Source organism: Pectobacterium polonicum (genome assembly GCF_005497185.1).
GTDB lineage: Bacteria > Pseudomonadota > Gammaproteobacteria > Enterobacterales > Enterobacteriaceae > Pectobacterium > Pectobacterium polonicum.
Map to the genome: position 1 here is coordinate 365,598 of NZ_RJTN01000001.1, position 21,586 is coordinate 387,183.

Annotated in this window: 24 protein-coding genes and 1 riboswitch; of the genes, 6 read left to right on the plus strand and 18 right to left on the minus strand. The window is 51.0% G+C overall.

Annotated features, from left to right (window positions below; translation table 11 throughout):
* Positions 1-128: 128 nt before the first annotated feature.
* Positions 129-1,799 (plus strand): methyl-accepting chemotaxis protein, encoded by a 1,671-nt coding sequence (locus tag EDI29_RS01560; protein WP_137739443.1) that lies wholly within the window; start codon positions 129-131, stop codon positions 1,797-1,799.
* Positions 1,800-2,103: 304 nt separating this feature from the next.
* Here the strand turns inward: EDI29_RS01560 and EDI29_RS01565 are convergent, their stop codons facing one another.
* From EDI29_RS01565 to EDI29_RS01590, 6 genes are all read right to left on the minus strand, one after another.
* Entirely contained in the window at positions 2,104-3,282 is a 1,179-nt protein-coding gene (locus tag EDI29_RS01565; protein WP_137739444.1) for an acetyl-CoA C-acetyltransferase, read from the minus strand.
* A gap of 11 nt (positions 3,283-3,293) precedes the next feature.
* The gene (locus EDI29_RS01570) at positions 3,294-3,941 is read right to left on the minus strand and encodes a 3-oxoacid CoA-transferase subunit B (RefSeq protein WP_137739445.1); all 648 of its coding nucleotides are present in this window, start codon (positions 3,939-3,941) and stop codon (positions 3,294-3,296) included.
* Positions 3,941-4,597, minus strand: a complete 657-nt coding sequence (atoD, locus tag EDI29_RS01575; protein WP_137739446.1) for an acetate CoA-transferase subunit alpha — start codon at positions 4,595-4,597, stop codon at positions 3,941-3,943. Before atoD ends, EDI29_RS01570 begins: the two co-directional genes overlap by 1 nt.
* A 163-nt stretch (positions 4,598-4,760) precedes the next feature.
* Entirely contained in the window at positions 4,761-5,060 is a 300-nt protein-coding gene (locus EDI29_RS01580; RefSeq protein WP_005976252.1) for an AtuA-related protein, read from the minus strand.
* On the minus strand, positions 5,060-6,400 hold the full coding sequence (locus EDI29_RS01585) for an acyclic terpene utilization AtuA family protein (protein WP_137739447.1): 1,341 nt from the start codon (positions 6,398-6,400) through the stop codon (positions 5,060-5,062). Before EDI29_RS01585 ends, EDI29_RS01580 begins: the two co-directional genes overlap by 1 nt.
* A 61-nt stretch (positions 6,401-6,461) precedes the next feature.
* Positions 6,462-7,784 carry a CitMHS family transporter gene (locus EDI29_RS01590; protein WP_107168318.1) on the minus strand — a complete coding sequence of 441 codons (1,323 nt, stop codon included), beginning with the start codon at positions 7,782-7,784 and terminating at the stop codon, positions 6,462-6,464.
* Between the two features lie 483 nt (positions 7,785-8,267).
* Between EDI29_RS01590 and EDI29_RS01595 the strand changes: the two genes are divergently transcribed.
* Positions 8,268-9,167 (plus strand): LysR family transcriptional regulator, encoded by a 900-nt coding sequence (locus EDI29_RS01595; RefSeq protein WP_137739448.1) that lies wholly within the window; start codon positions 8,268-8,270, stop codon positions 9,165-9,167.
* A gap of 63 nt (positions 9,168-9,230) precedes the next feature.
* Here the strand turns inward: EDI29_RS01595 and EDI29_RS01600 are convergent, their stop codons facing one another.
* From EDI29_RS01600 to EDI29_RS01615, 4 genes are read right to left on the minus strand one after another with little or no spacing between them, the layout of a single operon-like run.
* Positions 9,231-9,422 (minus strand): YpfN family protein, encoded by a 192-nt coding sequence (locus tag EDI29_RS01600; protein WP_014700752.1) that lies wholly within the window; start codon positions 9,420-9,422, stop codon positions 9,231-9,233.
* Between the two features lie 2 nt (positions 9,423-9,424).
* The gene (locus EDI29_RS01605) at positions 9,425-10,099 is read right to left on the minus strand and encodes a M15 family metallopeptidase (protein ID WP_137739449.1); all 675 of its coding nucleotides are present in this window, start codon (positions 10,097-10,099) and stop codon (positions 9,425-9,427) included.
* Positions 10,096-11,223, minus strand: a complete 1,128-nt coding sequence (dapE, locus tag EDI29_RS01610; RefSeq protein ID WP_137739450.1) for a succinyl-diaminopimelate desuccinylase — start codon at positions 11,221-11,223, stop codon at positions 10,096-10,098. Before dapE ends, EDI29_RS01605 begins: the two co-directional genes overlap by 4 nt.
* A 1-nt stretch (position 11,224) precedes the next feature.
* Entirely contained in the window at positions 11,225-11,602 is a 378-nt protein-coding gene (locus EDI29_RS01615; protein WP_137739451.1) for an ArsC family reductase, read from the minus strand.
* A gap of 233 nt (positions 11,603-11,835) precedes the next feature.
* On the opposite strand from EDI29_RS01615, the gene ypfM reads away from it, so the two are divergent.
* Both ypfM and EDI29_RS01630 read left to right on the plus strand, forming a co-directional pair.
* Positions 11,836-11,895, plus strand: coding sequence for a protein YpfM (ypfM, locus tag EDI29_RS23175; protein WP_137739554.1), 60 nt, complete (start codon positions 11,836-11,838; stop codon positions 11,893-11,895).
* Positions 11,896-12,410: 515 nt separating this feature from the next.
* On the plus strand, positions 12,411-12,800 hold the full coding sequence (locus EDI29_RS01630) for a nuclear transport factor 2 family protein (RefSeq protein WP_137739452.1): 390 nt from the start codon (positions 12,411-12,413) through the stop codon (positions 12,798-12,800).
* Between the two features lie 179 nt (positions 12,801-12,979).
* Here EDI29_RS01630 and EDI29_RS01635 read toward each other — a convergent pair whose 3' ends face one another.
* Positions 12,980-13,684, minus strand: a complete 705-nt coding sequence (locus EDI29_RS01635; RefSeq protein WP_137739453.1) for an aspartate/glutamate racemase family protein — start codon at positions 13,682-13,684, stop codon at positions 12,980-12,982.
* A gap of 218 nt (positions 13,685-13,902) precedes the next feature.
* Here EDI29_RS01635 and cspE point away from each other — a divergent pair, with 218 nt between their 5' ends.
* Positions 13,903-14,112: a transcription antiterminator/RNA stability regulator CspE gene (gene cspE / locus EDI29_RS01640; protein ID WP_005976270.1), complete on the plus strand. Its 210-nt coding sequence runs from the start codon at positions 13,903-13,905 to the stop codon at positions 14,110-14,112.
* A 65-nt stretch (positions 14,113-14,177) separates the two neighbouring features.
* Here cspE and crcB read toward each other — a convergent pair whose 3' ends face one another.
* Complete coding sequence (gene crcB, locus EDI29_RS01645; protein WP_137739454.1) at positions 14,178-14,561, minus strand: fluoride efflux transporter CrcB; 384 nt, start codon at positions 14,559-14,561, stop codon at positions 14,178-14,180.
* An 87-nt stretch (positions 14,562-14,648) separates the two neighbouring features.
* Positions 14,649-14,752: riboswitch (Fluoride riboswitch) on the minus strand.
* 500 nt (positions 14,753-15,252) lie between these two features.
* On the opposite strand from crcB, the gene tatA reads away from it, so the two are divergent.
* Positions 15,253-15,450, plus strand: a complete 198-nt coding sequence (tatA, locus tag EDI29_RS01650) for a Sec-independent protein translocase subunit TatA (RefSeq protein WP_010298753.1) — start codon at positions 15,253-15,255, stop codon at positions 15,448-15,450.
* Positions 15,451-15,532: 82 nt separating this feature from the next.
* Here tatA and lipA read toward each other — a convergent pair whose 3' ends face one another.
* The 6 genes from lipA to mrdB all read right to left on the minus strand — a co-directional run bounded on the left by lipA (position 15,533) and on the right by mrdB (position 21,579).
* Positions 15,533-16,498: a lipoyl synthase gene (gene lipA, locus EDI29_RS01655; RefSeq protein WP_010298756.1), complete on the minus strand. Its 966-nt coding sequence runs from the start codon at positions 16,496-16,498 to the stop codon at positions 15,533-15,535.
* Positions 16,499-16,724: 226 nt separating this feature from the next.
* Positions 16,725-17,408, minus strand: a complete 684-nt coding sequence (lipB, locus tag EDI29_RS01660) for a lipoyl(octanoyl) transferase LipB (protein WP_193555629.1) — start codon at positions 17,406-17,408, stop codon at positions 16,725-16,727.
* Between the two features lie 146 nt (positions 17,409-17,554).
* Complete coding sequence (gene ybeD / locus EDI29_RS01665; RefSeq protein WP_005976281.1) at positions 17,555-17,818, minus strand: DUF493 family protein YbeD; 264 nt, start codon at positions 17,816-17,818, stop codon at positions 17,555-17,557.
* A 135-nt stretch (positions 17,819-17,953) separates the two neighbouring features.
* Positions 17,954-19,165: a D-alanyl-D-alanine carboxypeptidase DacA gene (gene dacA, locus EDI29_RS01670; RefSeq protein WP_014700744.1), complete on the minus strand. Its 1,212-nt coding sequence runs from the start codon at positions 19,163-19,165 to the stop codon at positions 17,954-17,956.
* A gap of 166 nt (positions 19,166-19,331) precedes the next feature.
* Positions 19,332-20,453: an endolytic peptidoglycan transglycosylase RlpA gene (rlpA, locus tag EDI29_RS01675; protein ID WP_137739456.1), complete on the minus strand. Its 1,122-nt coding sequence runs from the start codon at positions 20,451-20,453 to the stop codon at positions 19,332-19,334.
* A 13-nt stretch (positions 20,454-20,466) separates the two neighbouring features.
* A complete protein-coding gene (mrdB, locus tag EDI29_RS01680; protein ID WP_107168308.1) occupies positions 20,467-21,579 on the minus strand; it encodes a peptidoglycan glycosyltransferase MrdB in 1,113 nt (370 codons plus the stop codon).
* Positions 21,580-21,586 lie beyond the last annotated feature (7 nt).

Sequence of the window (21,586 nt, forward strand, 5' to 3'; positions counted from 1 at the left end):
AAAATAATATCATCCATATCGGGATGTTAAATAATATAGGCAATGTTTTTATTTGTGTTGAGTGTTCAATATTTACCTTCTTTTTTCGGATATAACTATCACATCCTTATGGAAAAAGAGGGTGTGCCATGTTTAAGCGTATTAAAGTCATTACCATTCTTGTTATTCTCTTGTTTGTTCTAGGAATATCTCAGTTTTTAACGGGGGCGCTATCCGTTCGGGCATTGATGAACGATAGAGACAGCTTCCTGGTTTCCCAACGCTCTAACCAGAATGTGGCCGCCTTTACTGATGCCTGGATTATGATGAATCAGACACGCATCGCTATCGGATCTATTATACAAAATATGATGATGGGGAATGCGGATAAAGAGGCTATGCAGGCACTCTTACAGCAAGCCAAATCGCAATTGGCCGCCTCAGAGAGTAGTTATAAATACTATTTGTCTCTGCCTAATACGCCTGGATTGGATGAGTCATTATCTAAAAAACTTGAGGCGAGTTATACCGCCTACAATAAGCTGCTGAATGATATTGTGGATTCGCTTTCCGGTGGGTTAGCGGGGGCTGCGATGAAATTGAGCAGCGGGGCGACGCCGTTTAACGTGGCGATGCAGGACGCCTATATTACGTGGCGTGCGGCGCAAAACCAGCTGTCGGACGATGGCTTACAGGAAAACCACGTCGCGTTTGAAACGATGTTGTGGCTTTTAGGCGCACTCTCTGTGGTTGTCGTGCTGGTGATTATCCTCAGTTGGATCGGGTTGCAGCGCATCCTTTTACATCCGCTGCGCGCGCTCATGCGACATATCAGCGCCATTGCCGAAGGTAATCTAACGCAGCATATTGATACCAGTGGCCGTAATGAGATGAGCCAACTGGCGGCGGGGCTGCACCATATGCAGCAGTCATTAACTCGCACCGTGAGTTTGGTGCGCGACAGTTCCCACTCTATCCATGCGGGTGCCAGTGAAATTTCCGCGGGCAGTAATGACCTGTCTTCGCGCACGGAGCAGCAGGCCGCCTCGCTACAGGAAACCGCTGCCAGCATGGAACAACTGACCTCAACGGTGAAGCAAAACTCAGACAATGCACGTCAGGCCACGTTGCTGGCAAAAAATGCGTCGGAGACGGCGAACAAAGGTGGCGTTGTGGTCAATAACGTCGTGAAAACAATGGATGAGATATCTGATAGCTCACGGAAAATTGCCCACATTACCAGCGTAATTGATGGTATTGCTTTCCAAACCAATATTCTTGCGCTGAATGCGGCGGTTGAAGCTGCGCGCGCCGGGGAGCAAGGGCGCGGCTTTGCCGTGGTGGCGGGCGAAGTGCGCACGCTGGCACAGCGCAGTGCGCAGGCCGCAAAAGAGATTAAAGCGCTGATTGATGATTCGGTTAGCCGCGCTAATACCGGTTCTTTGCAGGTGAAAGACGCGGGCGATACGATGAAGGAAATCGTCAGTGCCGTGAGCCGGGTAACGGATATTATGGGCGAAATCGCATCAGCATCGGATGAGCAAAGCCGGGGTATCGATCAGGTCGGGCAGGCGATCAATGAAATGGATCGCGTCACGCAGCAAAATGCCTCGTTGGTTGAAGAGTCGGCTTCTGCCGCTGCGGCATTGGAAGAGCAGGCCAGGTTTTTGCAGAATGCGGTTGAGGTGTTCAATATTAACCCGGCGACAGCGCAGGCACATCGTGTCGAGGGCGTGCCGTCTCCTGCTGCATTACCGACATCGCTGCTGCCCAAACCCGCATCTGCTGGCTCATCAAATGCGAATTGGGAGAAGTTTTAACCGAGGTGTTGGGTTATTTTTGTTCAAAGCATGTCGCACTAACAAAGCAGTCTAACCGTTGACAAATCTATTCACCGAACGAAAACGGGAGTAACGGAATAGAAGAGTAAAGCGTTTGCGGCAGGGACAAAAACGTCAGGAACGTTTTTGAACGTCGCTTGCGACGGCCCTGAAAGGGTGAATCTCAGGGATGAGATTCATATCCGCGCAAGCCGAGCGTCCATATAGGTGTTTACAGCGTCTTTACGATCTATCCGTTACTACCGCTCGACGGCCTTTGTCGTTTTCGCAGAAATAATCCCGTTTAAACGCGTTCAACGATCATGGCGATACCTTGACCACCGCCGATGCACAGCGTTGCCAACCCCAGCGTTTTGTTATAGCTGTGCAGCGCATGTACCAGCGTGACGAGAATACGCGCACCGCTTGCACCAATAGGGTGACCCAGCGCAATCGCGCCGCCGTTAACGTTCACTTTTTCTGGGTCGAGCTGGAGATCGCGCTGTACCGCTAGGAACTGTGCGGCAAAGGCTTCATTGGCCTCGATCAGGTCAATATCACCAATTGTCAATCCAGCCTTGAGCAGCGCTTTCTGCGTCGCCGGAATCGGTCCCAGTCCCATGACGTCACTCGGCACGCCGGCAGAGGCCCAACTACGGATGCGCGCCAGCGGGGTAATGCCCTGTTTTTTCGCTTCCGACTCACGCATTAACACTAGCGTCGCGGCCGCATCGTTAATGCCGGATGCATTGCCTGCGGTAACCGTGCCGTTCGCAGAAAATGCCGGACGTAATGCCGCCAGCGACGCCAGCGTGGTGTCTGCGCGAGGGAATTCGTCCCGATCGAAAATCCGCGTCTCTTTTTTGCTGCGCAGTGACAGCGGGGTAATTTCCGCCTTGAAGCGACCCGCTTCAATCGCGGCGACCGCTTTCTGCTGCGATGCCAGCGCCACCCGATCCTGCTCTTCCCGCGTGAGCTGATAGCGCTCGGCGATATTCTCCGCGGTGGTACCCATGTGGTAATCGTTAAACGCGCACCACAGGCCATCCTTAATCATGATGTCAACGAGCTTGCCATCCCCCATGCGGTAACCGTGGCGTGCTTTTTCCAGCAGATAAGGCGCGGCACTCATGTTTTCCATCCCGCCCGTCACGCAGACCTGGTTATCTCCAGACAGAATAGACTGCGCACCCAGCACAACCGCTTTTAAGCCGGAACCACATACTTTGCTGACGGTCAGCGAGGGTGTTTCAAAGGCGATACCGGCGGCCTGACTCGCCTGATGCGCGGGGTTTTGCCCCAGACCGGCTTGCAGCACGTTGCCGAGAATCACTTCATCAATCGCCAACGTGTCCGGCAGCGTCGATAGACAGTCACGAATAGTGGCTGATGCCATCTCAATAGCGGACGTATTGGCCAGACTGCCTGCAAATTTACCAATTGCGGTACGTTTGGCACTAACAATAACAACAGAGTCGTTCATGGTCGCCTCGATTAATGAATACTGAAGGGGGTTAAATCGGCGGACACGATGAAGTTCGCCTCGGTTTTCTGGCGCAGTTCGTCCACGCTGATGTCAGCGCTGATTTCGGTCAGCACCATTTGCCGATCGATAAACTGGAAGACCGCCAGTTCAGTGACGACCATGCTGACTTTATTGGCGGCGGTCAGTGGGTAGGTACACTGATGCAATAGCTTCGCATCGCCATTTTTGGCGCAGTGCTCAAGTGCGATGATGACCTTCTTGGCGCCGACAACCAGATCCATTGCGCCGCCCATACCGGGCACCATTTTTCCTGGCACCATCCAGTTGGCGAGGTTGCCATGTTCATCGACCTGCAAACCGCCCAACACGCAGACATCGACATGGCCACCGCGAATCAGCGCAAAGGAAAAGGCGCTGTCGAACATCGCAGCACCCGGCACCATGCCGCATGCCTGACCACCGGCGTTAACCAGATTGCCATCCGGCTCGGTAACCGCGCCGAGTCCCAAAAAGCCGTTCTCTGATTGGAAAGTGACTTCGATGCCGTGCGGCACGTAATTCGCCACTTTGGTGGGTAAGCCAATGCCTAAATTCACCACGTCACCGTTTTTCAGTTCCTGCGCGACGCGGCGGGCGATTAATTCTTTCGCATCCATTATTTCTCTCCCAAATAAAGGTGATCGACCAGCGCCGCTGGGGTGACAATACATTCCGGCGCAAGTTGACCAACCGGAATAACCTGCTCGCATTGCGCCACGACTTTCTTCGCTGCAAGCGCAATAAGCGGGTTAAAATTACGTGCGGTGAGGTGATAAATAAGATTTCCGCTGGTGTCGGCAATGCTGGCCTGTAATAGGGCGAGATCTGCTTTAAGTGGCAGTTCTAATAAATAGGTAATATCGTTAATGGTTATTTTTTGTTTATTCTCTTCGACGATGGTGCCAACGCCAGTTGGCGTCAAAAAACCGCCTAAGCCCGCGCCGCCGCTGCGAATACGTTCCGCCAGCGTCCCTTGTGGCACCAACTCTACGTCGAGTTCCCCGGAGAGCATACGGCGCCCGGTTTCCGGGTTCGTACCAATGTGTGAAGTAATCAGTTTTTTTACCTGACCGCTGACAATTAACGGCCCAACGCCGGTATCAACAAATCCGGTATCATTTCCAATCAGCGTTAAATCAGAGACGCCGGATTTAATGATTTCATCTACCAATAATTTCGGTGTTCCGACGCCCATAAAACCACCGAACATAATTGTCATTCCGTCAAATAAATAAGAACGGAAATGGCTGGCATCAATGACTTTATTGTTCATTGCATATTTACTCTTAAATAATGACTCTGAAAGTTGTTGCTCTGAAAAATGGCCGCACGAATCCCCGCAGATAAATAAATATCTGCTAATCATGGCGGCGCATGTACGTTATTTAGCGGGAACAGAGGGAATTGAATAACTCCACCTGTTCCCTGTTATCGAATTAAATATCGATATCCAGTATGGCTGAGCTTAGTCCTTTGCCATGCATGTCCAGCGCCAGCGAACGGGTAACGCCGCCGCCGAGTGCGCCATACATGACGAAGTTCAGTGCGCCGATGCTGGGTAACTCATAGCGGACGACATCACCCGTCACGATATCGGCAAACCAGGATTTTACTTTTTCGGCCGTGATCTTCTCTTTCAGCACGTCGTAATCTTCCGCACGGTAAGCAATCAGCGAAATATTGGAGGTATTTCCTTTATCGCCGGTACGAGAGTGAGCAATTTCACGCAGTTTCATTATTTAATCTCCAGATAATCAACGGCTGGTGTGACGCAGGCGCGAGACAGCAGGGTGGAATCCATCGCCAGTATTTCTTTCACCGCTTTGTTAACACCGCCGCCGCCTGCCGGGCCGTTGGTATAGAGCGTTTCAACTTCATTGCCTACTTTCACCGCCTGCGCTCTGGAGGTGCAGCGTGCTGCGACGCGAGCGCGAACTTCATACGGTTCGCTGCTTTGCGACCGCTGTGCGCCGTGCAGGGCATCAACGCCGATCAGGTCATAGCGCACTTCCTGAAAATCGATCTGGCACAGCGCAAAGCGCCCTTTGACGATATCCAGCGCTAAACGGCCACGCGCCACCGCACCGGGGCCGGCGTAAGAAATTTCGCCTTCACCGATAAACCCATCCTGATAGCCGACAGACACTTTCAGCGTGTCGGTTTTTGCCCGTCCGGTTGCGCCCTGTACACGTACGCGGTTCTCACCGTCCTGCGTAAAGGTGACGTGGCTGAAATCGGCAATCACATCCGGGGTGATGTAGCTGTCCGGGCGGTGGATCTCATACAGCAGCTGTTCTTTACAGGTATCCACACAGACGCAGCCGCCGGAACCTTCAACCTTGGTGATCACGGCGCTGCCATCTTCAGTGATTTCTGCAATTGGGAAGCCAAGGCGGTCAAGATTGGGGATATCTTTAACGCCGGGATCGGCATAGTAACCGCCGGTAATTTGACCTGCGCATTCCAGCAGGTGTCCGAGGCAGGTGCCTTTACCCAGACGATCCCAGTCATCGGCAGCCCAGCCGAATTCATACATCATCGCGGACAGGAACAGAGACGGATCGGAAACGCGACCGGCGATAATTACGTCTGCACCCTGATGCAGCGCTTCAACCAGCGCATCCGCACCCAGATAGGCATTGGCGGAAAGAATGTCTTTACCGCAGCGTGAAACAGGCTGGCCAATCTCATCCAATTTGGAATCTTGTGCGATCAGAACTGAATGCACATCGTCACCGGTGACGATCGCAATCTTCAGTTTGTCTGCGCCGAGTTCTTTGGCGATTTCCAATACGCGCTGACCGGCGGCGACAGGATTAGCCGATCCCATATTAGTGATGATCTTGATACCTTTTTCCAGGCAGAGCGGTAGCACGGCGTGCATACGGTCTGCCAGCAGCTCGTTGTAGCCTTTTTCTGGATTTTGCTGCTTTTGCTTTTGGCCGATGGCGATCGTACGTTCTGCCAGACATTCAAATACCAGATACTGAATGTCGCCTTTTTGAGCCAGTTCTACGGCCGGTTCGATGCGATCGCCGGCATAGCCAGCCCCGGAACCAATACGAATTGTTTTCATAAACTTACCTTTATCAATGAAATGTGTCTGTTGGCATCATCAATGGGAAACCGTATGTTCCCTACAAGGGGAAGACCCCGAAGATGACGCAGGCGAACGTCATGATGACGCTGGCGGCCCAGAGCACAGGAATAGAGAATTTCTGATGGTCGGCGAGATCGACACCCGCGAGACTGACCAGCAGGAAGGTGGCTGGCGTCAGCGGACTAACCGGGAAGCCTGTCGTCATCTGTCCTAATACGGAAGCCTGCGCGACCTGAATCGGCGGTACGCCCAGCATGTCCACCGTGTGAGCAATGACTGGCATGATGCCGAAGTAGTACGAGTCGGGGTCGAACACCAGGCTCAGTGGCATGGAGATCAGGCCGACGATAAACGGAATGTGGGAAGCAAAAGATTCTGGCACAAAGCTGACCGCCGAGAGCGACATGGCTTTCAGCATGCCAGTACCGCTCATGATGCCGGTGAAGGCACCCGCCGCAAACAGGATGCTAGCCATCATCAGCGCCGCTTTAGCATGGGCATTAATGCGTTCTTTCTGCATTTCAACGTTGGGGTAGTTGAACATCAACGCCAGCGTCAGGGCGATCATAAAGGCGACCGTCGGTGAAATTTTGGTAAACACCATGGTGCCGATAACGGCAAGAACCAGTGCAATGTTGACCCAGAACATTTTCGGGCGGCGCAGCGCTTTTTCCGCATCGGTCAGCTCTTTCACATGTGCTTCAGCCGTGATGGATTGCGTACCACCTGCTAGCGGATTACCTGATGCCAGCCCCAGGCGCTTCTCTTCTTTCTTACCCCAGTAATAGCCCATGAGTACCATGAAGGTCAGGCCGCAAAGTTGCGCTGGGATGAGGGGGATAAATAGGTCGTGCGTGGTGGTGTTCAACGCGGCGGCAGCACGGATCATCGGCCCGGTCCACGGCAGGAAGTTAACCCCCGCGCTGAGTGCAGTAATACCAACCAGGATGCGCTTATCCATGCCGAGCTTATTAAATAGCGGCAGCATCGCGGGAATGGTGATCAGGAAGGTGACGGCACCGTTACCGTCCAGGTGTGCAATCAGTGCTAACACGCCCGTACCGATAATGATTTTTACCGGGTTGGTGCCGACCATACGTAAGATCCCTTTGATAATAGGATCAAACATACCGGCATCGGTTACCACACCGAAGAAGGCGATGGCAAAAACAAACATCGCCGCCATCGGTGCTAGTTTGGTGATACCGTCCACCACGTATTTCGCAGTATCGGTGCCGCTACCTGCGGCGAGCGCACCGAGAACCGGAATAACGATGAGCGCCACCAGAGGCGACATTCGCTTTGTCATGATAAAAAAGAGCAGGGTGGCTATGGTTAGCACCCCGATGAGAGCTAGCATAAAAGTTCCTCTTTAATAATATATTTGTATGTTGCCTATTTGTTTTATTTACAATAAATTAAACAACTCAATAACAATCCTTGTCATAACTAACAAAACAAATGAGTGCTTACCCCAGAGTCATTTGATTTTTTGTCTGCACTATTTTTATCACCCTCAACCCTCTTTATACTAACTCGTAATCGCAATGGTTTTATTCGTAAATCTGATGGGTTTATTTTATTTGTTAATGGTATTAACTGTTCCAATTTTCTTATCAATTTCTAATTGATTGATTTGGTTTGTTTAACTGAGTCTTTTTACGTAATTGTTTTTTATGATTTGTGATATTTATCCAGAATGTCCATTTTTATGAATAGTGGGCAGTGCTTGAATGGAATTAAATAAATGCGGGAAGGATCATAAAAATGGCAGTTACTGTTTTTTTCTATTGAATTTGTTCCTTTCTTACCGGAAACTTAATTTTATTTATATAAAAACACTATGAACTTATCGATAAAACAATTACGAGCCTTTATCGCGTTGACGGAAACCGATAATTTCACGCGTGCTGCCCAGAAAATAAATCTCTCTCAGCCTGCATTTAGTTCATTAATTGCCGGGTTAGAAGAAGAGGTCGGCTATCGGCTATTTGACCGCGATACACGTAAAGTGCAACTCAATGCTGATGGTCTCCATTTCATTGATATTGCCCGTCGGCTGGTGCAAACCCATGATGATGCCGTCGGTGAGATCAAGTCGTATGCTACGGGGTACAAAGGGAAGATTGTGCTGGCGGTATTGCCGTCAATGGCGGTGGAATGGTTGCCTCAGGTGCTGGCGCAATATCACCGTGCTTACCCCAAGATTAAGGTTGAACTGCTGGATACGCAGTGGGATCGCTGCCTGAAAGCGGTGCTGGACGGTCGCGCCGATCTGGCGCTGACGGCAGGACAGCCATCGCCGGGAACGTTCAGCTCTCGCATGCTGTTTGCAGACAGTTTTTATCTGATCTGCCAGAACTCGCACCCGCTGGCGCAGCGCGACAGTGTTGATGTGACCGATGTGGCGCAATACCCGTTTGTCGGGTTCTGTAAAGGCACCAGCATCCGGCAGTACACCGATCAGCTTATCGAGCCGGAGGGCTTTAACTATGTGCTGGAAGTACGCCAGTTGACCACCATGATGGGGCTGGTAGCGGCAAATTATGGTGTGAGTATTGTAACGGGGCTGACGCTGTTCCAGTTCCAGCACAAAGACATTGCGATTATTCCGTTCCGGGATTTATCGTTGCAGCGCGGCATCTATCTGGTGACGGATAAAGAACGCCGGCTGTCGGTGTGCGCGAAAGAGTTTTATGATTTTCTTCTGGAGCGGGCGGAAAGTTTTGTTCCCGCTGCGTGAGAATCCAAACCGCCCGCAGCGTGAGGCTTAACTCACGTGCAGGCGGTTTGGCGATGACAGATATCAGGGTTTTTTCTGTGGCCAGTCGTCGTCTTCATTGTCCCATTTGTCGTTGTTGTCACGATGCGGGGGCAATTTCGGTTTATTGAGCAGAAAACGCGTATGGTCAACGTTGCGCAATTCTTTGATGCCGTTAATCAGCATGCCTATCAGGATAATCAGGATTATCCACCAGTAATCAGCCAGCCATGCCATGGTCACGCCTCATCAACGTTATGAATGTAACGGGTAAACAGCTGCGGCAAGTGCTGGCAAAGCCAGTGGTAGCCTGCAATATCTTCATCTTGCCAGGCGGCAAGGATGAGATCCGGTGTAAGCAGTTCTTCCGCATACTGCGCTAATGGATAATAGCTGATATGCCAGGGTTCGACTGCGACACCGCCGAGATCGTGCGCATAAGGCCGATAAAAACCGTATTCATGCATGTGTGCACTCAGCCACGCATTCAGCGCGGTAAAATAACCGCCTTCTTCATATTCCCACGGTTCCAACTGAAGCGAACGGCCTGAGGGTAATAAATCGGGATCGTAGACATCGAGATCGCTGCCCCAATGGTGACGGCTGGAGCCGGGCATGGCTGACCAGCGTAGAATAGCTTCACAGCGCTCGCCGTCGTCCATAGACGAGACATCCAGCGGCTGGCTGTTGGCATCCATGACGGGACGCTCGCCGCGAAACTTGCTATTCCAGATCTGACGCTGGCGCTCAAAATCGCGAAACGTGCTGGCGGGCTGTAGGTTGAATCCTGCCGTTTTGGCCGCGTGCTGTAGTGCCAGAAACGCCATTACCGCCTCTGGCTGAAGACGATGGCGACCGTGTAAAGCGACCAGATGCTGGTCGCTTTTACCGGTTAACATAGCTGGCGTCATCATGCGATGAGCTGCTCCATAATGCGCTGGTACATGCGGCTCAGTAGTTGCAGGTCTGCCGCGCTGACGCATTCGTCCACTTTATGGATCGTGGCATTGACGGGCCCCAGTTCAACCACCTGTGCGCCCATGCGCGCAATGAATCGGCCATCGGAGGTGCCGCCATTTGTCAGCAGCTCTGGGGTGACCTCGTTGTAATGCTCGACGGCATTCACCACGGCATCGACCAGCTCGCCGCGTGCGGTCAGGAATGGCTGGCCGGAGAGCTTCCAGTCAATGGTGTAATTAAGCTGGTGGCGATCCAGTAATTCAGCTACACGCTGCTGAATTAACACATCCGTTAATTCGGTGCTGAAGCGGAAATTGAACTGTACAAACAGCTCACCTGGAATGACGTTATTGCTACCCGTACCCGCCTGAATATTGGCGATTTGCATGGTGGTTGGCGGGAAGAATTCGTTGCCCTGATCCCACTCGGTAGCGATCAGCTCGTTGAGTGCCGGTGCTGCACGGTGAACCGGGTTGTCTGCCAGATGAGGATAGGCAACGTGTCCTTGCACGCCGTGTACGCGCAAATTCGCGGTGATAGAACCACGGCGGCCATTTTTTACCACATCGCCCACGACATGCGTACTGGACGGTTCGCCGACCAGGCAATAGTCCAACCGCTCGTTACGGGCCATCAGCGCCTCGACCACTTTTACCGTGCCGTTAACGGCGCTGGCTTCTTCGTCCGACGTAATCAGAAACGCCAGACGCCCCTGATGGTTGGGATGGGCAGCGACGAAACGCTCGGCGGCAATCACCATGGCGGCCAGTGAACCTTTCATGTCCGCCGCGCCGCGGCCGTACAACATGCCGTCACGAATGATGGGTTCAAACGGCGGATGCTGCCAGTGGCTTTCATCGCCGCTGGGAACCACGTCGGTGTGTCCGGCGAAGGCCAATGTTTTTCCTGTGCCGCGCCATGCCCAGAAATTTTGGGTATCGCCAAAATCCATCGCTTCGACGGTAAAGCCGATCGCCGTCAGGCGTTCAATCATGAGTGCCTGGCAGCCCTCGTCATTTGGGCTGAGGGAAGGGCGTTTAATTAACTGTTGAGCGAGCTCTATGACTGGGCAAGACACGTTATTTGTTCTCCGCAATAAATTTCTGATAGCTGTCGATACTGAATCCAAGTAGCGCATTACCGTCATCGGCAATCAGCAACGGTCGTTTAATCACAGCTGGCTGTTCCAGCATCAGATTTTTGGCAGCTTCTGCGCTGTCACCGGTATCGCTGTTGATCCGTTCACGCAGTTCTTCGCTGAGTTTACGCCAGGTCGTTCCGCGCGTGTTGAGTAAGGCCTGAAAACCCAATTGGTCGATAAAACGCTGTAGTTGCTGTGCATCCAGACCATCGGCGCGATAATCATGAAAATGGTACGCTACCTGTTGATCTTCCAGCCAGCGGCGCGCTTTCTTTATAGTGTCACAATTTTTAATGCCGTACATGGTCAGCGCCATAGAGGGAAAATCCTTTCTGCTTATTGGGTTGCATGACGATTGCTGTACTGGGCAGCATGGCTCGACGGAGCCTAATCGTGCGATAGCCCAGCATGCCGAAAAAAGGCGGGGAGATCTACTGTGAACTGTGTAGCAGAAATAGGTGCTAGTACACTTTTTATACTTTCATAACACTTTTACCTGATTAAAAAGTGTGCGTATAATGCGTCGCCGTTAATCACCAAGAGGTTCGCATGGTAGAAGTAGAAGTGAGTACTTGGAAAGATTTTATTGAAGCAATGTTACGTAAATAATAACGAGAAGTACTGTTAGTCATTGCATACCAGGAATAAAATCATACGAATAAGCAGTATTGAGTCTCTCAATACTGCTTTTTTTCTATGTGAAAAGGGGAAACCTGAGTGAATAAAAGAGGGTATTATTAAATATTGGCTATGATTTTTAATATTTATTAAATTCAATAAATTATTGGATTCGTCTCGTTTCCCTTAGTGATGCAGTCACGATCGATATGGCGCTAAAAAAGAGGAAATTTATCTCAAATGACAGCTATTGTGCTATGAGCTTAGCTACTTTGGCTGATCCTGCATCTTACTGTGCTAGGACATGGGGCGATTCGGCGTGTGAGCATTTCAATGGCGGCGTTAACTTTCGCAGGGCGAAAGCGTGCGATAGGAAATACAGCATAAATATATCGCACCGCATTGATTGCGGCATTAACTGCGCGTTATCCTGATGTTAAATTGGATGTTGCGCTGCAAATCGGTGCGAAAGTAGCGACCAGCAAGATAAAATGGGGTTAATGGTTATGACAACAAATTTGGATATTATTAAAGCGACCTATGAAGGGACGTCCGCAGAGAATGGTAAAAATCTACTGGCTGTTTTGGCACCGGATGCAACATGGACAGAGGCGGCTGGCTTTCCCTATGCGGGGACTTATGTTGGGCCTCAGCAGATTGTTGATGGGGTCTTTCACCGGTTAGGTACGGAGTGGAAAGACTATCAGGCCAAAGTACATACTTACTTGGCGGATGGCGATCGTGTTGCCGCATTTGGCGTGTATTCGGGTACTTATCTTAAAACGGGTAAATCCATGACCGCAACGTTTGCGCATTTATATCATCTTCAAGATGGCAAGATCGTGAAAATGGAGCAGTATGTGGACAGCGAGAAGGTTCAAGAAGCCCTTCGTTAATGATGTCGTCACTATAATTGCTACATTCTGGGCTAACGGTAAACAGATGGTAAAGGTTAGCCACAGTAGTAGGAATCTGTCTAACGCTTAGGCCGCGCTAATGAACGTATCACCGGTGCCTATATTAGTGGCAACCGGGTGATACTGTTTGTTTTATCTGTATGCGCTATTACATCGGTTTACGCCATATTAAGCGCGAATTTCGCAGCGGCAATCGCGTGGAGCTTGCTGGTATCAAAAAGAGGAACTTTCGCATCTTCAGCGCCGATTAATAGTGGGATCTCTGTACAGCCAAGAATGATACCTTCTGCGCCTTGCTGTTCAAGCTGCTGGATAATGTCCCGATACACCTGTCGCGAGGTGTCGTTAATGTTCCCCAGACACAGTTCGTCGTAAATGATGCGGTTAACGGCTTCTTTCCCCACCGGGTCGGGAACAATCACGTCTACGCCAAACCGTTCCTGAATGCGCTGGCGATAAAAGTCTTGTTCCATCGTGTAGCGGGTGCCGAGCAAACCGACTTTCTTCAATCCGTGCTGTTTCAGACTGGCTCCGGTAGCATCGGCAATATGTAAAAGGGGCCGCTGGCTGGCGCGTTCAACGTCATCAGCGACCTTATGCATCGTGTTGGTACAGATGATGATAGCGTCTGCCCCCGCCTGACGTAATCCTATGGCGATATTACCCAGCACGGTAGCGGCCTGCGCCCAATCACCTTGTGACTGCAACCGTTCGATCTCGTGAAAATCCACGCTGTGCAGGATGATTTTGGCGGAGTGCAGGCCACCCAGTTGGTTTTTCACATATTCGTTAATCATGCGATAATACGGGATAGTGGATTCCCAGCTCATGCCCCCGATCAGACCCAGCGTTTTGCTTACCATCGTGTCTCCCTTCGATATCATAAAAAGTAATGAATCAGCCAGAACTGAACTCTCCGCGTTCTGCATCGGATTAAAATAGGACAACGGGGGGACTCGGTATACATTTTTAGCGACTTTTATCACTTTTTATCCAACTTCAACTGGACAAAAGGTCAATCTATTGTTGTACTGTACGTGACACAGATTTTGTGTCTTTCATTCATGTAAAGGTAAGTTTGATGTCTAAGATTAAAGGTAGTGTTAAGTGGTTTAATGAGTCCAAGGGCTTCGGTTTCATTACTCCAGAAGATGGTAGCAAAGACGTGTTCGTACACTTCTCTGCCATCCAGAGCAATGGTTTCAAAACTCTGGCTGAAGGTCAGCGTGTAGAGTTCGAAATCACTGACGGTGCCAAAGGTCCTTCTGCTGCTAACGTTAACGCTATTTAATTATACCGATTTCGTGAAAAACCCGCCAATGGCGGGTTTTTTTTGCTTTATTTTTCATGATGGTGTCAGAGTGTTGCCACCCAAGTGACCAAGGCAAACGCCAGTGCGGTCATAAGCAATGAACCCGCCAGATTCAACAGCACGTGCAACCCCGCCGCCGCTAGCTGCCCGCTTTGCAGAAACATAATGACTTCGGCAGAAAAGGTCGAAAACGTCGTTAAACCGCCGCACAGACCGGTGGTAATCAATATTTTCCAGTCTTGATCAAGATGAGGATGACGCAGGAAGAAGGCTAACGCGCCGCCAATAACGAAAGCACCAATCAGGTTGGCAAGCAGGGTACCTAAAGGCAACGTTGGATACAGATTGTTAAACTTAACGCCTAACTGCCAGCGCGCCACGCTACCGACTCCGCCACCAATAAATACTGCGAGTAATGTACTAAGCATAGAAACCTTTCTTGGATTGTTTTTTTACCTAGATTGTTTTTGCGATCTCGGAGAGTGTTGGGCAGGACGCTACGCCCTCTCTGCGAGGTGGACGTAGACATCATTAGCCGAGTGGCGGTTGTACCCTGTTTTGAGGCTGTCAGCGCTTTGGCTGCGCCAGGGTAGGGAGGAATGTCATCTCCGCGTAGTGTGGGAAGTGTACGCCGTCAGACGGGATTTTTGTAGTGATGCAGAGGGGAAAGTTGTAAAGCAATCTGAATACGGGCGAAAACGCTCGTGCGCGTCTTACTTTGTTACAGATGGAGATTGTGTCGTGCTGCATAAGGTTTTACATATACTCGTCATACTTCAAGCTGCATGTGCGTTGGCTGCATTCACTCACCCGAATCACTTACTTGAGTAAGCTCATCGGGATGAAATGAGAGACATCCTGTCTCTCACCGGAGGTCAGCCATTGGCTGGTCAAATTCGTTCCCGACGAATTTGTCCTTCTCTTGCCGCGTGATTCGGCCTTGTGGCCTCACCCCTTTGGGGTCAGCGCAAGCGCTGTTCAAAACGTTAACGTTTTGTCCTGCAACTCGAATTATTTAGAGTATAAAGCGCTGAAGATTTTTTCTACAGCGTGCTTTGTAGAGAAGAGAATAGTCTCGTTTGCTGGCGTCTCCAGCCTCTGTAAATCAGGTAGGTTTGTATGGAAGGTATCAGTATTGCCAAGCTGTTGGTGATTGGCGCATTAATCATTCTGCTGTTCGGTACGAATAAACTTCGTAGCTTAGGCGGCGATTTGGGCGCGGCGATTAAAGGCTTCAAGAAGGCAATGAATGACGATCAACCGGCGAAAACGGATGATACGACAGCGCTGAATGATTCTTCTCGTAAAGAATCCTGATCGCGCCTCACACAGCAAAACGGACGGCAATAGCCGTCCGTTTTTTATTCCACACAGAAAATGTGTAAATATGTATGAGCGCTTATTTTACTTCGATGCCCTTTGCCTGTAGGTCGGCATGGTAGGACGAGCGAACAAATGGACCGCAGGCCGCGTGGGTAAAGCCCATCGCCATCGCTTCGGCCTTCATTTCATCGAACTCATCTGGGCTGACGTAGCGCTGTACCGGCAGGTGATGACGGCTCGGCTGTAAATATTGCCCCAGCGTCAGCATCGTCACACCGTGGCGGCGCAGATCGCGCATCACTTCCACGATTTCAGCATTGGTTTCCCCCAATCCAACCATCAGGCCAGATTTGGTTGGGATATCTGGATGCGCTTTTTTGAAGTTTTCCAGCAGCTTCAGTGACCACTCATAATTCGCGCCAGGACGAACCTGACGATAAACGCGTGGGACGTTTTCCAGGTTGTGGTTGAACACATCCGGCGGCGTGGCGGTCAGGATCTCTAACGCGCGATCCATACGACCACGGAAGTCTGGCACCAGCGTTTCGATACGGATATTCGGGTTCTTGCGGCGAATAGCGCTAATACAATCTGCAAAGTGCTGAGCACCACCGTCGCGCAGGTCATCACGGTCAACAGAGGTGATCACGACATAACGCAAGCCCATGTCATGAATGGTCTGTGCCAGTTTCTCAGGCTCATTGGCATCCGGTGTAAGCGGGCGGCCGTGGGCAACGTCACAGAACGGGCAGCGACGCGTACAAATAGCGCCCAGAATCATGAAGGTGGCGGTACCGTGGTTGAAACACTCCGCCAGATTCGGACAGGACGCTTCTTCGCAAACTGAGTGCAACCCGTTTTTGCGCATGGCCGCTTTGATTCCCTGAATACGGCTTGAATCCGCCGGAAGTTTAATCTTCATCCATTCAGGTTTGCGCAGAAGCTCTTGGCGTTCGGTAACAACGGTACGTACCGGGATTAGCGCCATCTTATCGGCATCGCGGTATTTGACGCCGCGTTCGATCTGAATCGGTTTACTCATGTTTGCGTAAGTTCCAGTTCTGAATCGTTTCTTTAAATTTATTATTAAAATTCAAAGGATTATGTTTTGGTTAAACTTTTTTTTAAAAAACTATAAAAATTATATCATCTTGCCTAATCACAATCAGCCCTTGCGCGATCAAAATGAAGAAATTATGTGAATAAAATGTAATTTATCAAAAAATGATCGTCTAACCGACTGATTTTTATTGACAGGATGAAACAGATTAACCAGAAAGCGGCTCACCCTGTGTGTCCAGATTCCAAGGAATATATTCGGGTGCGGAATAGCCGACTAACTGTAAAAAGGTGTTTACCAACACTGGCGCGGTATCATCCAGCGTGACGCCCGCCACCAGATCGCTGATTTGTGTCATCTCCATACCTGCGTAACCGCAGGGGTTAATGCGCAAGAAAGGAGAAAGATCCATGGCGATATTCAGCGCCAGCCCGTGAAAAGAGCAGCCTTTGCGAATACGCAGTCCTAGCGAACAGATTTTACGCTCACCTACATAGACGCCGGGTGCATCAGGACGCGCATGGGCGTCAATCTGGAAGTGTGCGAGTGTACCAATCACGGTATTTTCAATCGCGGTGACGAGCTGACGAACGCCGAGCTTGCGACGCTTTAGGTCAATCAACACGTACATAACCTGCTGACCGGGGCCGTGGTAGGTCACCTGACCGCCTCTGTCGCTTTGAATCACGGGAATATCGCCGGGCATAAGGACATGTTCGGCTTTGCCTGCCTGACCCTGCGTAAATACACGAGGGTGCTGAACCAGCCAGAGTTCGTCTGGAGTATTCTCATCACGTCGGTCGGTGAAATTATGCATCGCCAGAGAGACGGGTTCATACGGCTGTACGTCAAATTGGCGTACGATGATCTTATCCTGTAGCAAGTGTGTCATCTTCAGGTTAAGGAAAGGTGGGGGGATTATAACGGCGGGAAGCCTCAGCGAACAGTACTATACAAAATTACGCAGTGCTATAGGGCAAAACTAGACTGCACGTTGTAAAGCCATGCCGCACTCGCTAATGTTCCCGCTTGCTCTTCTTACAGCACCATACGCACGATGTCGATGTTGCCCAGTTCTTCGTACAGCGTTTCCACCTGCTCAATGTGAGTCGCCGTGATAGTGATAGAAACCGAGTGATAGTTCCCTTTGCTGCTGGGTTTGATCTGTGGGGTGTAGTCGCCAGGCGCGTGACGCTGTACCACTTCAACGACCAGATCGACTAACTCTGGTTTTGCCTCACCCATGACTTTGTAGGTAAAAACACACGGGAATTCAAGCAGTTCGTTTAATTTGGTTTTCATTTGCGCTCCAGAGAGGGTAATACGACGGTATTAGCACTGACATAACGACATTATACTAAAAAATATCACTCCCGCGTTGTGCGGGAGTGATGGATGGTATTTATATGGGGGCGTTTTGGCCCCAGACAAGGGGGATTAGCCGAACCAGTGGTGGAACATCAGTTTGATGTAGTCGATCATGCGGCCAAAGATCCCGCCTTCTTTCACTTCATTCATGACGACCAGCGGGCGCTGATCGATGGTTTTGCCATCCAGTTGGAAGTTGATGGAACCCACAACCTGATTTTTGGCTAACGGTGCATGCAGTTCTGTATTGTCCAGAACATAGCTGGCTTTCAGATCTTTCATACGGCCACGTGGAATGGTCAGATAGGCATCTTTCTCCACGCCTAACGCAACGCGGTCGCTGTCGCCAAACCAGACGGGCTCAGAAGCAAATTCTTTGCCTGCTTTCAATGGTGCGACAGTTTCAAAGAAGCGGAAGCCCCAGGTCAGCAGTTTCTTACTTTCTGATTCGCGACCTTTGGCATTACGTCCACCCAGTACCGCTGAAATCAGGCGCATCTGGCCTTCTGTTGCCGAGGCAACCAGATTAAAGCCCGCTGATGACGTATGGCCGGTTTTGATACCGTCAACATTCAGGCTGGAATCCCACAGCAAGCCGTTACGGTTAGGCTGACGAATATTGTTGAACGTGAACTCTTTTTCTTTGTAGGTCGCGTACTCTTCTGGAACATCTCGGATCAGCGCCTGGCCGATCAACGCCATATCACGCGCCGAACTGAACTGACCCGGAGCATCAAGACCGTGTACGGTTTCAAAATTGGTGTTTTGCAGCCCCAGCGCTTTTACGTAACCATTCATCAGATTAACGAAAGCATCCTGGCTGCCTGCAACGTAGTCGGCCATCGCGACGCAGGCATCGTTACCGGATTGCAGGATAATACCGCGATTGAGTTGGGAAACAGGAACACGGTCGCCTGGCTTCAGGAACATCAGGGAAGACCCCTGGAAGGTCGGATTGCCGGTTGCCCAAGCATCTTTACCGACGGTAACGATGTCGTTCGGGCTGATTTTTCCTGATTTAATCGCCTGACCAATAACATAGCTGGTCATCATTTTCGTTAAGCTGGCCGGATCGCGGCGCGTGTCGGCATTCATTTCTGCCAACACTTTCCCAGAGTTGTAATCAATCAGGATGTAGGATTCAGCATCAATTTGCGGGACGCCGGGGATCATCGTTTTAAGATTGATATCTTCGGCATAGGCAAAGGAAGAGGCACTAATGACGAGCAGTGCGCCAAGCGCAGTACGCTTAGTAAAACGAGACGTGTTTACAGTATTCATGATTGGAACAACAACATCCGTGGGTATGAGTTAAAAAACGAGCCACACTATAGCAGATGGGGAATGGGCAGGCATCAGGCATTACGTTACGTGATTTTGCAAAAGGGCGGTATGTTCAATGCCATAGCCGCCGCTTTCGCTTCGTGAGCCTGCCGATTATCCGTGACTAGAGAGTACCGGGTGCGGCGGTAATAAACGACTGCTGCTGAGCTTCGACTGACAAACGTTGTTGAAGTTCAGCGGCTTGCTGACGATTCTGGAATGGCCCCAGTTGGATACGGTACAGTCCACCACTCGCTGTGACTTTACCCGCCACGCGGAAGCGTTCACTCAGGCTACGCTGCCAGGTTTGCGCGCGCTGCTGATCGCTCAACGCACCGACCTGAACGACATAGCGACCCGTAGAAGATGGTAGTGCGGCGGCGGGAACAGTAACCGCAGCAGCAGCTGGCGCGATGTTCATTGGTGCAGCGGATGACGATGGCGCGACTGTTGGCGTCATGCTGGACTCAACCACGCCAGCACGCAGGGCGGAAGGCGCACCCAAAAAACCGCCGCTGTGTGACGGCGCGCTGCTCTGCGGCTGTGTGCTTTCTGCTGGTGCACTCAGGCTGCTATTGCTGATCGGGCGTACGGCGCTGTTGGGTGTGGGTGACGTCGTTTCCATCATCGGTGTACCCAGCCCGCTGGCACCGAAGCTCGGACGTTCCGGCAGGGCGAAGCTTTGCTTGGCGACGGTGGTACCCACGGTCCCGGGACCGGAAAGCGTGCCGTCTGGCGCGACGTTGATGAAATCCACTTTCACTTTGGTATTGTTCGAGATATTCAGACGATCGCCTGCGGCCTTCGACAGATCGATAATTCTGCCCGGCGTGTATGGCCCGCGATCGTTGACGCGTACAACCAGACGACGGCCGTTGCTCAGGTTGGTGACGCGGACATAGCTTGGCAGCGGCAGCGTTGGGTGGGCAGCAGTTATCGCGTTAGGGTCAAACGTTTCGCCGATTGACGTGCGGTTGCCGCTTGCTTCCTCGCCGTACCATGCGGCTAAGCCTGTCTCACTAAAGTTTTGTGGATCTTTGACAATTTTATAGCTCTTGCCTTTGACGCTGTAGTCTTGCAGCGTACCCTGATTGTAGGGTTCATAACGCGGTTCCGCGCCGCCGATCTCTTCCGTCGGGCCGCTGTAAACCTGAGTAACGGGCGGTGCAGGCTGCCGCTGTTCCGTTGTGGTACAGGCCGCAAGCGCCAGAGTTGCTACGCCGACCCAAAGCCAATCCTTACGCATCGCTCACCTCGTGTTATAAATTCTTGGATAGCAGTTTGCGGTGAGTATGTATCGACATGACGATACCGAATCCCGCCATTAAAACGACCAGCGCCGATCCGCCGTAGCTGATTAGCGGTAGCGGCACGCCAACGACGGGAAGTATACCGCTGACCATCCCGATATTGACGAAAACATAGAAAAACAGAATTAACATCAGCCCGCCGACCATAACCCTGCCGAACGAGGTTTGCGCATTAGCGGCAATGACCAGACCGCGCATAATCATGAACAGATACATCGCGAGCAGAATCAAGACGCCGATTAAGCCAAGCTCTTCTGCCAACACGGCAAAGATAAAGTCAGTGTGTCGCTCTGGCAGAAACTCTAACTGAGACTGTGTACCATGCAGCCAGCCTTTGCCAGACAGGCCACCTGAGCCTATCGCAATTTTCGACTGAATAATATGGTATCCCGCACCGAGCGGATCGCTTTCTGGATCGAGCAGCATCATGACCCTGGCACGTTGATAATCGTGCATCAGGAAGAACCAGAGTATCGGAATAAACGCAGCGAGTAGCAGCACGGCGATGCCAATCAAGCTCCAGCTCATACCAGCGAGAAAAAGCACAAACAGGCCAGATAATGCAATCAGGATCGAGGTGCCTAAATCCGGCTGTGCGGCAACCAGCAGTGTTGGAACAAAAATCAGGATCAACGCGATCGCAGTATTTTTTAGCGACGGTGGACACATATCACGGTTAATAAAACGGGCAACCATCAGTGGCACGGCGATCTTGGCTATTTCCGATGGCTGGAAGCGAATAAAACCTAAATCCAGCCAGCGCTGTGCGCCTTTACTTATTTGTCCGAAAATATCTACGATCAGCAGCAAAATGACACAAACTACATAGAGGTAGGGAGCCCAGCCTTCATAGACGCGAGGAGGAATTTGCGCCATTACGATCATTACCGTAAACCCTAGCACGATCTGAACGACTTTTCGCTCCATCATGCCGACGTCCTGTCCGCTCGCGCTCCATAAGACAAATAGACTATAGCCCAGCAGTGCCAGGATGCAGAGAAGGAACGGAAGGTCGATGTGGATTTTCGCCCAGAACGAACCTTTTTGTTGGCTATCGGTCATGACTGTC